The sequence below is a fragment of the Actinocrispum wychmicini genome (assembly GCF_004345645.1).
Taxonomy (GTDB): Bacteria; Actinomycetota; Actinomycetes; order Mycobacteriales; family Pseudonocardiaceae; genus Kibdelosporangium; species Kibdelosporangium wychmicini.
Map to the genome: position 1 here is coordinate 1,674,716 of NZ_SLWS01000001.1, position 14,523 is coordinate 1,689,238.

Consider the following 14,523-nt stretch of genomic DNA (forward strand, 5'->3'; position numbering starts at 1 on the left):
AGGGTGGAGGGTGGAGGTGGGGTTGGCGTGGGTGGTGAGGGTGGAGTGGGAGGGAGAGGGTGGAGGCGGGGTTGGCGTGGGCGGCGAGGTGGGGTTGGTGTGGTGAGGAGGTGAAGGTGGGAGCGGGTGAGGAGAGTGGAGGGGCTGGGGTTGGGGTGGGTGGTCATGCCGGCGTTCCGTGGACATGACGGTCACCGAAGGGTTCCTTGGGGAGTCGGGGTTCTTTGGGTGGTTGTGGTGAGGGCCATGAAGACGTCGTCGAGGGTGGGGCGGTGGGAGGTGACGCGCAGGATGGGGATGTTGTTGGTGTGCAGGGTGTTCAGTACGTGGTGGAGGTGGGTGGCGGTGCCGTCGGAGGGGATGCTGAGGGTTTGGTCGGTGGGGATTCCGCCGAGGAGGTTGGTGGCGCGGGCGAGGGTGGGGTGGGTGTCGAACGTCAGGTCGAGGCGGTCGCCGCCGACTTGGGCTTTGAGGGAGTCGGCGGTGCCGGCGGCGACGACCCGGCCGTGGTCGACCACCACGATTCGGTCGGCGAGGCGGTCCGCCTCCTCCAGGTACTGGGTGGTCAGCACGATCGTGGTGCCGCCGCGGACCAGCTCCTTGATCGCGTCCCACATGGTGCTTCGGCTGGCTGGGTCCAGGCCGGTGGTGGGTTCGTCGAGGAAGATCACCTGTGGGTTCGCGACCAGGCTCATGGCCAGGTCGAGGCGGCGGCGCATCCCGCCCGAGTAGGTGCTCACCCGCTTGGTCATGGCGTCGACCAGGTCGAAGCGCTCCAGTAACTCGTCCGCGCGGTGCCGGGCGCGGGCGCGGCCCAGGTGCATCAGGCGGGCGGCCATCACCAGGTTCTCCCGGCCGGTCTGCTCGTCGTCCACTGCCGAGTACTGGCCGGTCAGGCTGATGGCGGCGCGGACCCGGGCCGGCTCGCGGACCACGTCGTGCCCGGCCACCAACGCGGTCCCGGCGTCCGGCCGGGTCAACGTGGTGAGGATCCGGACGGTGGTGGTCTTGCCGGCTCCGTTCGGTCCGAGCAGGGCGAACACCGAGCCCGCGGGCACCCGCAGGTCGATCCCGGCCAACACCGCTGTGGACCCGTAGGTCTTGCGTAGACCTGTGACCTCGACAATCACGACCCCTCCTCGATACTGCGTATCCGATACGCCATTTAGCGTAGTTGATACGCAGTGGGGTTCGCCACCCTAAAATGGGGGGATGAGCGAGGAGAGCAACCTGGCGTCCGACCTGGCGTTGCTGTGGGGCCTGCGGGAGCCGTCCCGGCGTGGGCCGAAGCCGGCGCTCACGCTTGAGGACATCGTCCGGGCCGCGGTCGACGTCGCGGACGCCGAAGGGCTCGACGCGGTGTCGATGGCCAGGGTCGCCGCGCAGTTGGGCAACTCCACGATGGCGCTCTACCGGCACGTGAAGAGCAAGCGCGAGCTGTTGGTGCTGATGTCGGACGCCGCGCTGGAGTATCCGCCGGAGTTCCCGGACGGCAACGACTGGCGTGCGGGCATGACGCTCTGGGCGCACGGTGTGTTCGCGGCGGTCAGGGCGCACCCGTGGTTCTTGCGGATCCCGATCAGCGGGCCGCCGTTCGGGCCGCGCAATCTGCTGTGGTTCGACCGCGCGTTGGGCACGCTGTCCGACATAGACATTCCGGCCGAGGAGAAACTGTCCCTGGTCATGGGTTTGGTGACCTACGTGCAGGGCGGGTACCGGCTGCAGATCGAACTGGCCGAGGGACGCGCGGAAGACCCCGCGGCGTTCACTCGTGACTACGCCGCGGGGCTACGCAGAGTTGTTGACATCCAACGGATGCCGGCACTGGGCAGGCTGGTCCTTGAAGGTGTGTTCGACATCGAGGAGCCACGGGGCGAGGACATCGACTTCGACGACTTCGACTTCGGCCTGTCGGTCTACCTTGACGGCGTCGCCGCCCGGATCGACCGGGTCACGTGAGGTGCTCGGGCAGGCCGGTGTCCGGGATGCCCAGCTTCGCCGCGTACCGCGAGTTCAGCTCCGTCCAGCCGTAGTCGACGGCCTCGCTGCCGCGGATCGGGCCGATCGGGTCGCCGTCCAGCAGATGGTCGGCGACGTCGAGGCACAGGTGCCAGCCGGCCGCGATCTTGGGCACCATGTCCTTGTCCCGCACGGTGTGCAGCAACGTCAGCTGCGTGCCCGTGTCGGTCGCCGCCAGCTCCCAGCGCAGCAGGTCGTCGCCCCACGAGTACTCCAGGAGCTTGGCCGGCTCGGCGTGGATCACCTCGGCCGGCAGGTCCACAGACGACTCGTCGTCGATCATGGTGAGCACGGCCCCGCCTGTGCCGCCAAGGTCGCGGTCCGCGGTGTACGGGGCCCACCTGGTCAGCTGGTCCGGCTGGGTCAACGCGCCCCACACCTTGTCCGGCGGGTGCTTCAGGTCGCGGACGAACACCAGTGTCCAGCGGTCCCCGTTCGGTCGCGCTTCGACGTCGCCGACCGGGCTTGGCTCGTAGTTCACAGTCACTCCAGGGTGTCGAGGTGACGCTCCAACGCGTCAAGGTGCTTGGTCCACATTCGCCGGTACGGCGCGAGCCACTCGTCGACCTGCGCCAGCGGCTCCAGCTCGATGTGGTACATCCGCTGCTGCGCGGCGATCCGCACGGAGACGAAACCGGCCTCCCGCAACACCTTCAGGTGCTTGGACACGGTCGGCTGGCTGATCGCGAGGGTCTCGACCAGGTCGCCGACGTTGCTCTCGGCGTGGCGTAACTCGTCGAGGATCCGCCGACGGGTCGGCTCCGCGAGTACGGCGAAGGAGTCCATGGACACCACCTCAATATGCCCCTATGGGTATATGCCTGTCAAGGACTATTCGATGAAGTCCCCGAGCACCCGCGCGACCAGCTCCGGTCGCTCCAACGACATCATGTGCGGCGTCCCCGGCAGTTCCTCGAAGCGCGCGCCCGCGATCCGGCCGGCGAGCCCACGCATGGCCTCGGGCGGGCCGGCGACGTCGACCGACCCGGCCACCACCAGCGCCGGCGCCGGGAACGACCCGAGCTTCCCCTGCACGTCGAGGGTCTTGAACACACGCCACGACGCGGCCCAGTCGGCGACGTTGCCACGGAGCAGACGTTCACGCGCGTACTGCACACCCCACCCGTTCACTGCGAGCGCCTCGGTGGTGAACCAGCGCGGCAAGGTCGCCGGGACCTGGGCAGCCATGCCGTCCTTCTCGGCGGCGCGGGCACGGCTTTCGAACAGGTCCTCGGCTGGCTGGTCCGTTGTGCCGAGCAAGGCGAGTGACGCGATCCGTTCGGGATAGGCGACCGCTGTGGCCTGCGCGACCGCGCCGCCGAACGACAGGCCGACGACGTGCGCGCGGTCGAGCGCCAACTCGTCGAGCACCTTGACGAGATCGTCGGCAAGGTCACCTGTCGTCCGCGCGGCCGGAGCACCCATCGCCAGGCCGTGTCCGCGCACGTCGTACGCGAAAACGCGCCTGGTGTCAGCGAGTTCGGCCATCACCGGCTCCCACATCCGCCAGTCCAAACCGATCGCGTGCACCAACACCACGGGCGGACCTTCGGCACCACGTTGGGCGACGAAGGTCTCGTGATCCGTGAGCCGCACGCGCCGCAGTGCCGCCGGACGAGGAAACCCTTCGTCAGCAAGGACTCGGTCGATGACGGCCAGTCCGTTGAGCGCGCGCGGCACGCCCGCGTACATCGCGACGTGTTCGCACAGGGCGATCAGTTCGGCTGGGGTGACACCTTGGTTCAGCGCCGCTCGGGTGTGCAGATCCAGCTGCGGATCGGCCGCGCCGATCGTGACGAGCATGGCGACGGTGGCGATTTCCCTGGCGGTCCGGCTGAGTTCGGCCTGCGCCATGGTCACGCCCATGCCCCTGATGATCAGGTCGTACATCTGCGGTGAGCGCAGCCGCAGTTCGGCCAGTGTGTCCTGTGGTTCGGCGCCGATCAGGCCCCGGAACTCGTGTTCTCCCCGGTCAAAGCGGTCCATGTCGGCTGATCATAGGTCACCTGGTGAGAAGTTTCGCCATGATCGGGTCGACGTCCGTGGGTTCGGTGGACCGCCAGGCGACGTAGCCGTCCGGGCGCACGAGCATGGCGCCGGGACCGAGGTCGACCTGGTGGCTTCGGACAGGTCCGGCCGGCCACGTACCGTCGTGCAGCAGGGCGAAGTCGGGGCCGACGAGGTCCAGTGTGGACCGTCCGTCGGGCAGCCACGCGTGCGGCACGCGAGTACCTGGAGTCCCGTCCAGGTTGAGTTCCAGCGGCCGCGCCGGGCCTGGGTGGTCGACCGCGCTGGACACGTACTGCGTGCCGTACATCACGGCCAGGTCTTCGGCGAACGGCATCGGGTTGTGGTTCATCCACGTCTGCCAGCGACGCATCGCCTGGTCGGTCGTCATCTCCGCGACCGGTCGGCGTTCGGCCTCGTACGTGTCCAGCAGTGCCGGGCCCGCCATGCCGTTCAGCACGTACGCCAGTTTCCACGCGAGGTTGTGGGCGTCCTGGATGCCAGTGTTGGCACCGAAGGCGCCGGCGGGCGGGATGAGGTGGGCGGCGTCGCCGGCCAGGAACACCCGCCCGGCGCGGTACTTGGCGGCCACCGCGCTCGTGGTCTCCCACGGCGCCACCGACACCAGTTTGACGTCCAGGTCCGGCTGGCCGGTCGCCACCCGGATGAGCCGCGTGCAGTACTCGTCGGTGAAGTCGGCCGGCGTCCGCGATCCGGTCAGCTCGACATGGAACACCCACCGGCGCCGGTTGTCGATCGGCAGGAGGATGCCTGCGCCGTCCGGGTGGGTGGTCCAGGCCAGGATGAAATGGTCCAGGTCCAGTTCCGCCTCGAACGAGATGCCGACACTGGACATCGTCGGCGCGTCCCCGACCATGTCGATGCCGAGCCGCTCCCGGATCGAGCTCCGCGAGCCGTCGCAGGCGACCAGATAGTCGGCGCGGATCGTCGCACCGTCGACGATGGCGGTGACGCCGTCGTGATCCTGGGTGAAGCTTTGGAACTCGGTGCCGAACCTGATGTCCGCGCCCAGCTCACGCGCCGCGGCGAGCAGAATCGGCTCCAGCGCGTCCTGCGGACACGCGCAGTGCGAATCCGGGCTGACCCGCAGGATCGGCTCGTTGTCGGTGGTCTCCATGATCCGCCGCAACGGCGGCTTGTCCAGCGTCTCGTACACGACAAGGTCGTGGTTGTCCTTGAGGGCGGCGCCCGCCTCCCGGACCTCGTCCGCGAAACCCGCGCCACGGAACAACTCCATCGTGCGCGGGGTGAACCCGCGGGCCTTCGGGTGGATCGACGTGGTCGCGTGCCGCTCGACCACCGTCGTCCTGACTCCGTGCTGCCCAAGGAAAACAGCGGTGGACAGGCCGACCAGCCCGCCACCGGCGACTAACACGTTCATGGTCCGTCTCCCATGTTGTCCAGAAACCTGTCATGCCAGGCCAGTTCGGCCTCGAATCGGAACAAGGTGTGCTCGAACGTCAACGGCTCATAACCGGTGAGGTACGGCGCCGCCTGCTGCTGCAGCTCCCGCCACGCCCGCAGTCGTTCGGCGATCTCGTCGCGTCGCGCGGTCATCAACCGCCGGACCTCGGCGGTGCTGAGCCCCTGGGTGTACTGCAACGCGAGATCCACCGGGTCCGGCGGGATCCGGACCGTCCCCAACGCCTCGTCCCGGTGCTCCGCCAGCTCCTCCCAGCCTTCGGGAGTGATGGCGTAGACCGTGCGCGGCGGCATGTTGCCTTCCTGCTCGGTCCGTACCACCTCGACGACACCGTCGGCCGCCATCCGGTGCAACGCGCCGTACAGCGACCCGGGCTTGATGTCCGTCCACAACTCGGTCCGGTCCTGCTGAGCCGCGCGCCGGATCTGGTGCCCGTGCATCGGTCCGTCCTTGGCGAGCGCCCCGAGGATGAACAACCTGGTTCCGTTCACATGACTACTCAAACACGAGTAGTCGGGACGAGTCAAGAGCGAGTAGTCGCGTGCGAGTAGAACTTGACGTCAACCATGGTTGAGGTTTGACACTGGGGGTGAGACCGAGGAGGCAGGCGTGCGTGTTGTGGAAGTGACGGCGTTTGGTGGGCCGGAGGTGCTGCAGGTCAGGGAGGTGCCGGACGCGACGGCCGGGCCGGGGCAGGTGGTGGTGGAGGTGGCCGCTGCCGAGTTGTTGATGATGGACACGATGATCCGGCGTGGCCTTGGCGGCGAGTACTTCCCGGTACAGCCGCCGTACCGGCCGGGTGCCGGCGTGGCTGGGGTGGTCAGTTCGGTGGGTGCGGGCGTTGACTCCGCGTGGATTGGGCGGCGAGTGGTCGCGGAGGTTGACGGGGGCTATGCCGAACAGGTGGTCGCGTTGGCCGACCAGGTGATTCGGGTCCCGGAGGCGTTGGGGCTCAGGGAAGCCATCGCGCTGCTGCACGATGGCGCGACCGCGTGGGGGCTGTTGGAGCTGACGCCGGTAGCGGCCGGACAGACCGCGTTGGTGCAGCCGGCTGCGGGTGGGTTGGCGACCGTTCTGGTGCAGTTGCTGGCTATGCGGGGGGTGCGGGTGGTCGGGGCGGCGAGGGGTGAACGGAAGCTCAGTCTCGTCAAGGAACTCGGGGCGGACACGGCCGTGGACTACAGCCGTCCTGAGTGGACTGACCAGGTCGGGACGGTCGACGCCGCGTTCGACGGGGTCGGCGGCGAGTTGGGCCGGCAGGCGTTCGACACGGTCCGGGCCGGCGGCCAGTTCTTCAACTACGGCAACGCCAGCACCCGTCCCGCGGACGTGCCGCGCGACCAGGGCATCCACGTGCAGGGCCTGGAGAAGCTCAAGCCATTGCACGACGGGTACCGCCAACGGGCCGAGGCGGTGTTCGCCGAAGCCGCGGCCGGGCGGATCCGGCCCGTGATCGGGTCCACGTATCCGCTGGCCGAGGCCGGCACGGCGCATCAGGCGCTGGAATCACGCGCCCTGGTGGGGAAGTGCCTACTGATTCCCTGAGAGCTGCTCGGCTGCCGCGATCACCAACGGGTCCAGCGCGCCTGGATCGGACGCCACCAGCCTGATCAGGTCCGTCTTCATCCTCGGATCCCAGAACAGGCGGATGTGGTTGGCGATCTCGGCAGCCGCCCGGGTGGAGTCCAGGTGGTGGAACTGGATCGCGATCTCGTTGGCGCGCCAGCCCTGTGGTGATGTGGTCATTTCAGTCCAGTGCTGTGATGGGGATTGCTTCCTGGCCCGTCGAGGCCGCCCGGTGTGGTGTCCGCAGGCCCACCTGGACCGCGGTCACCTTGTACTCCGGGCAGTTCGTGGCCCAGTCGGAATTCTCCGTGGTCACCACGTTCGCACCGGTCACCGGGTGGTGGAATGTGGTGTACACCACGCCGACCGGCATCCGGTCAGAGATCACCGCGCGCAACGTGGTCTCGCCGACCCGGGACGACAACGCCACCATGTCGCCGTCGTTGATGCCGCGGACCTCCGCGTCGTGCGGGTGGATCTCCAGCAGGTCCTCGGGGTGCCAGGCCACGTTCGCGGTCCGCCGGGTCTGCGCGCCCACGTTGTACTGCGACAGGATTCGGCCCGTGGTGAGGATCAACGGGAACTTGCGGGTGCTGCGCTCGTCGGTCGGCACGAACGTGGTGGGCACGAAGTGCCCCTTGCCGCGCACGAACTTGTCGACGTGCATGATCGGCGTGCCCTCGGGCGCGTTGTCGTTGCACGGCCACTGGACGCTGCCGAGCTTGTCCAGCTTGGCGAACGACACACCGGAGAAGGTCGGGGTCACCGCCGCGATCTCGTCCATGATCTCGCTGGGGTGGCCGTACTTCATCGGGTAGCCCATGGCTTCGGCGATCTCGCACGCGACCTGCCACTCGTGCTTGCCGGTCTTCGGCGCCATCACCGGCCGCACCCGGTTGATCCGGCGTTCGGCGTTGGTGAACGTGCCGTCCTTCTCCAGGAACGACGTGCCCGGCAGGAACACGTGCGCCAGCTTGGCCGTCTCGTTGATGAACAGATCCTGCACCACCAGCAGGTCCAGCGACTGCAGCGCGGCGAAGACGTGCTTGGTGTTCGGGTCCGACTGCGCGATGTCCTCGCCCTGTACGAACAACGCCTTGAACGTGCCGTCGATGGCCGCGTCGAACATGTTCGGGATCCGCAGGCCGGGCTCGGGCAGGATCGGCCGGCCCCACAACGTCTCGAACACCTCCCGCACCGCGTCGTCGGACACGTGCCGGTAGCCGGACAGCTCGTGCGGGAACGAGCCCATGTCACACGAGCCCTGCACGTTGTTCTGACCGCGCAACGGGTTCACGCCGACGCCGTCCCGGCCGATGTTGCCGGTGGCCATGGCCAGGTTCGCCATGCCCATCACCATGGTCGAGCCCTGGCTGTGCTCGGTCACGCCCAGGCCGTAGTAGATGGCCGAGTTGCCGCCGGTCGCGTACAGCCTGGCCGCCGCGCGCAGGTCCGCCGCTGGCACACCGGTGATCGGCTCGGTCGCCTCCGGGCTGTTCTCCGGCCGCGCGATGAACTCCGCCCACTCTTCGTAGCCCTCACACCGGTCGTCCACAAAGGACTGATCGACGAGCCCCTCGGTGACGACGACGTGCGCGAAGGCGTTGACCACGGCCACGTTCGTGCCGGGCTGGAGCTTGAGGTGGTACTGCGCCTCGACGTGCGGGGACCGCACGAGGTCGATCCGGCGCGGGTCGAGCACGATCAGCTTGGCGCCCTCGCGCAGGCGCTTCTTCATCCGGGACGCGAACACCGGGTGCGCGTCGGTCGGGTTGGCGCCGATCACGACGATCACGTCGGCCGCCGCGACCGACTTGAAGTCCTGGGTGCCGGCGGACGTGCCGAACGTCTGCTTCAGCCCGTACCCGGTCGGCGAGTGGCAGACGCGGGCGCACGTGTCGACGTTGTTGTTGCCGAACGCCGCCCGGATCATCTTCTGGACGACGTAGACCTCTTCGTTGGTGGTCCGCGAGGACGTGATGCCGCCGATCGAGGCGGGGCCGTGCTTCGCCTGCACCTCAAGGAGTTTGCGCGCGGTGTACGAGATCGCGGTGGCCCAGTCGACGACCTGCCACTCGTCGTCGGCCGACTCCCGGATCATCGGCTCCAGCTTGCGGTCCGGGTGTGTGGCGTACCCGAACGCGAAGCGTCCCTTCACGCACGAGTGGCCTTCGTTGGCGTCGCCGCCCTTGTACGGCACCATCCGCACGAGTTCGTCACCGCGCAACTCCGCCTTGAACGAGCACCCGACACCGCAGTACGCGCACGTCGTCACGACGCTGCGCGTCGGCATGCCCAGGTTCACCACGGACTTCTCCTGCAGCGTCGCCGTCGGGCACGCCTGCACGCACGCGCCGCACGACACGCACTCGGAGCTCATGAAATCCATGCCGCCGGGGGAGACCTTGGAGTCGAACCCACGGCCTTCGATGGTCAACGCGAACGTGCCCTGCACCTCGCTGCACGCCCGCACACACCGCGAGCACACGATGCACTTCGACATCTCGAAGTCGAAGTACGGGTTGCTGTCGTCGGTCAGCAGGTCAAGGTGGTTCTCACCCTCGTAGCCGTACCGCACCTGCCGCAGGCCGACCACGCCGGACATGTCCTGCAGCTCGCAGTCGCCGTTCGCGGAACACGTCAGGCAGTCCAACGGATGGTCCGAGATGTACAGCTCCATCACACCTTGACGGAGTTTCTCCAGCCGTGGCGTCTGCGTCCGGACCTGCATGCCCGGCGCGACAGGCGTGGTACAGGACGCCGGCGTGCCCTTGCGCCCGTCGATCTCGACCAGGCACAGCCGGCACGACCCGAACGCCTCCAGGCTGTCGGTGGCGCAGAGCTTCGGGATGTCGATACCGCTCAACGCGGCCGCGCGCATCACGGACGTGCCTTCCGGCACGGTCACCGGGATGCCGTCGACCTCGACGGTGATCGTGGCTTCGCCAGTGACGGCCGGCGTGCCCAGGTCTGGTTCCTTCATCAGCGTCATGATCTCGTCTCCTGGCTGGCGAAGTCGTCCGGGAAGTGCCGCAACGCGCTCAGCACCGGGTTGGGGGTGAGGCCGCCCATCGCGCACAGCGATCCGTCGGTCATCAGCTCGCAGAGGTCGTTCAGCAGGGCCAGGTTGGTGTCGGTGTCCTGGCCGGCGACGATCTTGTCGATGGTCTCGACGCCACGCACCGAGCCGACCCGGCACGGCGTGCACTTGCCGCACGACTCCTCGGCGCAGAACTCCATCGCGAACCTGGCCATCGCGGCCATGTCCACGGTGTCGTCGAAGACCACGATCCCGCCGTGTCCGAGCATCGCCTTCGCCGCGGCGAACGCCTCGTAGTCCAGCGGGATGTCGAGCCCGTCGGCCGGAAGGTAGGCGCCGAGCGGGCCGCCGACCTGCACCGCCCGCACCGGGCGGCCGGACCGGGTGCCGCCGCCGAAATCGTTGACCAACGTGCCGAGCGACATGCCGAACGCGGTCTCGAACACGCCGCCGCGCGCGATGTTGCCGGCCAGTTGGAACACCTGCGTACCGCGGGAACGGCCCATCCCGAGCGCGGCGTACGCCGCCGCGCCGTCCGCCAGGATCGCCGGCACCGACGCGAGGGTGAGCACGTTGTTCACCACGGTCGGCTTGCCGAACAGTCCGGTGATCGCCGGGATCGGCGGCTTGGCCCGCACCATGCCGCGTTTGCCCTCCAGGCTGTCCAGCATGGAGGTCTCCTCGCCGCAGATGTACGCGCCCGCGCCCACCCGGACGTACAGGTCGAACCTGTGCCCGGAGCCGAGCACGTCGTGACCGAGCCAGCCGCGCGCGTACGCGATCTCGATCGCCTGCCGCAGGGTTCGCACCGCGTCCGGGTACTCGGACCGGACGTAGACGTAGCCTTCGGTGGCGGCTGTCGCGTATCCCGCGATCGTCATGCCCTCGATCAGGCCGAACGGGTCGCCCTCGATCAGCATCCGGTCGGCGAACGTGCCGCTGTCGCCCTCGTCGGCGTTGCAGCACACGAACTTCAGCTGACCCGGCGTGTCCAGGACGGTCTTCCACTTGATCCCGGCCGGGAATCCGGCACCGCCCCGGCCGCGCAGCCCGGACTCGGTCACCTGGGCGACGACGTCCGCCTTGGCCATCTGGACGGCTTTCCTCAGCCCGGCCATGCCGCCGTGGGCGAGATAGTCGTCCGCGGACAGCGGATCGGTGACACCCACACGCTGGAAGCAGAGCCTGTTCTGGGCCACCAGCCAAGGGAGTTCTTCGACCAGTCCGAGGCTCTCGGCCTCGCCGCCGAGGATCGCGGGTACGTCTTGCGGGGTGACGGAGCCGTAGCCGACGCGGCCGTTGTCGGTGACCACCTCCACCAACGGCTCCAGCCACAGCATGCCTCGGGAACCGTTACGCACCAACCTGATGTCCAGGCCATGCGCCTCGGCGTACGCCGTGACGGCAGCCGCGACCGCGTCCGCGCCCACTGAGCACGCGGCCGAATCGCGTGGGACATAGATGGTGGTCATGGGTTTCCCGTCTCCGCTTCCAGAATAAGCTCGTCGAGGCGGTGCTCGTCCAGCTTGCCGTGCATCCGGCCGTTGATCTGGGCGGCCGGGCCCAACGCGCAGTTGCCCAGGCAGAACACCTGCTCCAGGGTGATCGAGCCGTCCGGCGTGGTCTGCCCGAGCTTGATCCCGTACACCTGTTGCGCGTGCCGAACCAGTTTCTCCGCGCCGACCGACTGGCATGCCTCGGCCCGGCACAGCTTCACCACGGTCCGACCGGCCGGTTCGGGCCGGAAGTCGTGGTAGAAGGTGATCACGCCGTGCACGTCGGCGCGGGAGATGTTCAGCTCGTGCGCGATGATCGGCACCATCTCCTGGCTCACGTGGCCGAACTCCTCCTGCAGGCCGTGCAGGATGGGCAGCAGCGCACCTCGGTCGCCGCGGTGGGCGTCGATCACTGCGCGGACCCGGTCCGCGAGGGTCATCCTCGTCTCCCAACGTCTGCATACGGTATACACAACCGTACGCCAGTCCCGGCACCCGAGGAAAGGGCGCCTTACCGAGCAGTCTTGAACAGGTCGCCCACCTTGGCCATCCCCGTTCGGATGGCTCGTTCGCCAAGATTGCCGAAACCCAACACGAGTTGCGACGGCGTGGTCGCGCGATCGGACCTCTGCACACTCATTCCGTACAGGCCGACCCCGCGTACGCGGGCTTTCTCGATCACCGCGCGCTCGTCCGCGGCGATGTGCGCCACCGCATGGAACCCGGCGGCCAATCCGGTCAGTTCTACGTCGAACGGTCTCAGCGCGTCGACGAGAACGTTCCTGCGTTGGGCGTAGATCTGGCGCATCCGGCGCAGGTGCCTGTCGAACCGCCCGGACTCGATCATGGTCGCCAGGGTCAGCTGGTCCAGTCCGGGTGAGCCGTGGTCGCTGGACTTCTTGAGCTCGGCGACGTGGTCGGCCAGGTTCGGCGGACACACGATCCACCCCAGCCGGACGGCGGGAACGAGCGACTTCGACACCGTGCCGATCGCGGCGACGCGGTCCGGCGCCAAGCCCTGCAGGACGCCGACGGGCTCGCGGTCGTAGCGGAACTCGGCGTCGTAGTCGTCCTCGATGATGTACGCGTCCTTTCTGTTCGCCCACTCGACGAGCGCCTGTCGCCGATGCGGAGCGAGTACCACGCCTGTCGGCCATTGATGCGCGGGTGTGAGAACGACCGCGCGGGCGGCCGTCCGGTCCAGGGCGTCGACGTCTATGCCGTCCTCGTCGATGGGCACGGGAACCAGGGTGGCGCCACTCAGCGCGCACGCGGCCGCGCCCGTGTCTCCGTAGCCGGGGTCCTCGAACGCGATCTGGGTGATCCCGTTGGCGGCCAGGACCTTCAACGTCAGGGCGAGCCCTTGGGAGAAGCCGGAGCAGATCACCATCCGCTCGGGGTCGGCGGCCGCGCCTCGAACCCGGCGCAGGTAGGCGGCGAGGACCTCTCGCAGGTGGGCATCGCCGCGTGGGTCGCCGTAGTCGAGCGCCGTGTTGGGCGCGCGGCGGCAGGCCTCGCGCATCGCCCAGGCCCAGTCCGTGCGGGGGAAGCTCGCCAGGTCGGGGACGCCGCTCGCGAAGTCGATGTCGAGCTGGGGTGTCACCGGTTTCGGCTGGGTCGGCGGGACCTGTGCGGTCGCCGCGACCCGCGTCGCCGAGCCGACCCGGGTGGTCAGGTAGCCCTCGGCCTGCAGTTGCGCGTAGCAGTCCTGGACGATTCCGCGTGAGATACCCAACGTGCCGGCCAGTTCGCGGGACGACGGCAGACGCTCGCCGACGGTGAGCCGGCCGGACTGGACGGCCTGCCGCAGAGCCCGTTCGAGCTGGCATTTCAGCGGAGTCGGCTGGTCGCGGTCCAGGTCGACGATCAGCTCGGGGCTGACACCGGACCACTCGACGGACATGAATCCGGAGCATATCCGCGGTCCACTTGTGCGTCACTGTTCGTCACAGCGGGTTGACGGTCGATCACCTGGAGAGGATGATAAATCTCATCAGGCGTTGAATAAAGTTCGGTTGATCACTGGAGGTTGGTCATGACGCAGAGTGGGTTCGCCCCCGAGGAGCTCAACTTCGAGGAGGCGTACCAGGGGGAGACGCCGCTCGGCGAGCGGATGCCGTGGGACATCGGCCGGCCGCAGCCGGCCCTGATCCGGGTCGCGGACGCCGACGGGTTCGGCGGCGAGGTGCTCGACATCGGCTGCGGGCTGGGGAACAACTCGATCTTCCTGGCGTCCAGGGGCTACCACGTCACTGGCGTCGACGGCGCGCCCACCGCGCTCGCCGAGGCCCGCAAGCGGGCGGCCGCGCAGGGCGCCGAGATCGATTTCCAGCAGGGCGACGCCACCCGGCTCGACGGGCTGGTGGACCGCTTCGACTCGGTCCTGGACAGCGCCCTGTACCACTGCCTGACCGAAGAGCAGCGGCACGAGTACATCGCCGCGCTGCACCGGGCCACCCGGCCGGGCGCGCGGCTGCACATCTTCTGTTTCTCCGACAAGATCCCCGAGGGGTTCCCCGGCCCGTTCCGGATCAGCGAGCAGAACCTGCGGGACACCGTGGGTCCGAAGTGGACGATCACGGCCATCGAGGAGGAACGCTACGACACGTCGGTGACCGCACAGCAGTTCGCGGCCGTGGGCCGGCAGATGGACCCGAACGCCGAGATCGACCCGGCGGCGTTCGACGTCTTCACTGAGAGCGAGCAGGGCACCGCCCAGGTGCCCGTCTGGCATCTCAGCGCCACCAGGGCGTAGTGCGTCGACAGCGGGCCGGCGGGGTAGCCTGGACGGCGTAGTGCCTAGGGTTCCGCCGCCGTTCCGCTGTCACCACGGTGACCGAAGGACAATCAGGGACGGCGGGCCAGGTCCGAGCGGCACCATCAACCACGGCAGGGTGTGGTCGGTCAACTGACGGGACAAAAGCCTGGAGGTCTTCCTGGGCCTGTGTTCG

Annotated in this window: 14 protein-coding genes; 3 read left to right on the forward strand and 11 right to left on the reverse strand. The window is 68.5% G+C overall.

The genetic code is table 11. From position 1 onward, the window contains the following. Positions 1–191 precede the first annotated feature (191 nt). Positions 192–1,130: an ATP-binding cassette domain-containing protein gene (locus EV192_RS08340; RefSeq protein ID WP_132112635.1), complete on the reverse strand. Its 939-nt coding sequence runs from the start codon at positions 1,128–1,130 to the stop codon at positions 192–194. A gap of 82 nt (positions 1,131–1,212) precedes the next feature. Between EV192_RS08340 and EV192_RS08345 the strand changes: the two genes are divergently transcribed. Next, a complete protein-coding gene (locus EV192_RS08345; RefSeq protein WP_132112637.1) occupies positions 1,213–1,959 on the forward strand; it encodes a TetR/AcrR family transcriptional regulator in 747 nt (248 codons plus the stop codon). Here EV192_RS08345 and EV192_RS08350 read toward each other — a convergent pair. From EV192_RS08350 to EV192_RS08370, 5 genes are read right to left on the reverse strand one after another with little or no spacing between them, the layout of a single operon-like run. Continuing rightward, positions 1,952–2,500 carry an SRPBCC family protein gene (locus tag EV192_RS08350; RefSeq protein WP_243726685.1) on the reverse strand — a complete coding sequence of 183 codons (549 nt, stop codon included), beginning with the start codon at positions 2,498–2,500 and terminating at the stop codon, positions 1,952–1,954. The genes EV192_RS08345 and EV192_RS08350 overlap by 8 nt on opposite strands. 2 nt (positions 2,501–2,502) lie before the next feature. Further along, positions 2,503–2,805 carry an ArsR/SmtB family transcription factor gene (locus EV192_RS08355; protein WP_132112641.1) on the reverse strand — a complete coding sequence of 101 codons (303 nt, stop codon included), beginning with the start codon at positions 2,803–2,805 and terminating at the stop codon, positions 2,503–2,505. Between the two features lie 45 nt (positions 2,806–2,850). After that, positions 2,851–4,005: an alpha/beta hydrolase gene (locus tag EV192_RS08360; RefSeq protein ID WP_132112643.1), complete on the reverse strand. Its 1,155-nt coding sequence runs from the start codon at positions 4,003–4,005 to the stop codon at positions 2,851–2,853. 16 nt (positions 4,006–4,021) lie between these two features. Further along, positions 4,022–5,428 carry an FAD-dependent monooxygenase gene (locus EV192_RS08365; protein ID WP_132112645.1) on the reverse strand — a complete coding sequence of 469 codons (1,407 nt, stop codon included), beginning with the start codon at positions 5,426–5,428 and terminating at the stop codon, positions 4,022–4,024. Continuing rightward, on the reverse strand, positions 5,425–5,961 hold the full coding sequence (locus EV192_RS08370) for a PadR family transcriptional regulator (RefSeq protein WP_132112647.1): 537 nt from the start codon (positions 5,959–5,961) through the stop codon (positions 5,425–5,427). Before EV192_RS08370 ends, EV192_RS08365 begins: the two co-directional genes overlap by 4 nt. Positions 5,962–6,079: 118 nt before the next feature. Between EV192_RS08370 and EV192_RS08375 the strand changes: the two genes are divergently transcribed. Then, entirely contained in the window at positions 6,080–7,015 is a 936-nt protein-coding gene (locus EV192_RS08375; RefSeq protein WP_132112649.1) for a zinc-binding dehydrogenase, read from the forward strand. Here EV192_RS08375 and EV192_RS08380 read toward each other — a convergent pair. The 5 genes from EV192_RS08380 to pdxR form a co-directional block, all read right to left on the reverse strand. Next, the gene (locus EV192_RS08380) at positions 7,001–7,216 is read right to left on the reverse strand and encodes a formate dehydrogenase subunit delta (protein ID WP_132112651.1); all 216 of its coding nucleotides are present in this window, start codon (positions 7,214–7,216) and stop codon (positions 7,001–7,003) included. The genes EV192_RS08375 and EV192_RS08380 overlap by 15 nt on opposite strands. Before the next feature lies 1 nt (position 7,217). Next, entirely contained in the window at positions 7,218–10,028 is a 2,811-nt protein-coding gene (gene fdhF / locus EV192_RS08385) for a formate dehydrogenase subunit alpha (protein WP_132112653.1), read from the reverse strand. Beyond that, positions 10,025–11,548, reverse strand: coding sequence for an NADH-ubiquinone oxidoreductase-F iron-sulfur binding region domain-containing protein (locus EV192_RS08390; RefSeq protein WP_132112655.1), 1,524 nt, complete (start codon positions 11,546–11,548; stop codon positions 10,025–10,027). Before EV192_RS08390 ends, fdhF begins: the two co-directional genes overlap by 4 nt. Further along, positions 11,545–12,012, reverse strand: a complete 468-nt coding sequence (locus EV192_RS08395) for a formate dehydrogenase subunit gamma (RefSeq protein ID WP_132112657.1) — start codon at positions 12,010–12,012, stop codon at positions 11,545–11,547. Before EV192_RS08395 ends, EV192_RS08390 begins: the two co-directional genes overlap by 4 nt. 71 nt (positions 12,013–12,083) lie before the next feature. Further along, entirely contained in the window at positions 12,084–13,475 is a 1,392-nt protein-coding gene (pdxR, locus tag EV192_RS08400) for a MocR-like pyridoxine biosynthesis transcription factor PdxR (protein ID WP_132112659.1), read from the reverse strand. A 132-nt stretch (positions 13,476–13,607) separates the two neighbouring features. On the opposite strand from pdxR, the gene EV192_RS08405 reads away from it, so the two are divergent. Beyond that, positions 13,608–14,327, forward strand: a complete 720-nt coding sequence (locus EV192_RS08405; protein ID WP_132112661.1) for a class I SAM-dependent methyltransferase — start codon at positions 13,608–13,610, stop codon at positions 14,325–14,327. Positions 14,328–14,523: the final 196 nt, after the last annotated feature.

Coding starts and splice junctions, on each gene's coding strand:
- EV192_RS08345 (WP_132112637.1), top strand. CDS start 1,213: ATGAGCGAGGAGAGCAACCTGGCGTCCGACCTGGCGTTGCTGTGGGGC.
- EV192_RS08355 (WP_132112641.1), bottom strand. CDS start 2,805: ATGGACTCCTTCGCCGTACTCGCGGAGCCGACCCGTCGGCGGATCCTC.
- EV192_RS08360 (WP_132112643.1), bottom strand. CDS start 4,005: ATGGACCGCTTTGACCGGGGAGAACACGAGTTCCGGGGCCTGATCGGC.
- EV192_RS08365 (WP_132112645.1), bottom strand. CDS start 5,428: ATGAACGTGTTAGTCGCCGGTGGCGGGCTGGTCGGCCTGTCCACCGCT.
- EV192_RS08380 (WP_132112651.1), bottom strand. CDS start 7,216: ATGACCACATCACCACAGGGCTGGCGCGCCAACGAGATCGCGATCCAG.
- fdhF (WP_132112653.1), bottom strand. CDS start 10,028: ATGACGCTGATGAAGGAACCAGACCTGGGCACGCCGGCCGTCACTGGC.
- EV192_RS08390 (WP_132112655.1), bottom strand. CDS start 11,548: ATGACCACCATCTATGTCCCACGCGATTCGGCCGCGTGCTCAGTGGGC.
- EV192_RS08395 (WP_132112657.1), bottom strand. CDS start 12,012: ATGACCCTCGCGGACCGGGTCCGCGCAGTGATCGACGCCCACCGCGGC.
- pdxR (WP_132112659.1), bottom strand. CDS start 13,475: ATGTCCGTCGAGTGGTCCGGTGTCAGCCCCGAGCTGATCGTCGACCTG.
- EV192_RS08405 (WP_132112661.1), top strand. CDS start 13,608: ATGACGCAGAGTGGGTTCGCCCCCGAGGAGCTCAACTTCGAGGAGGCG.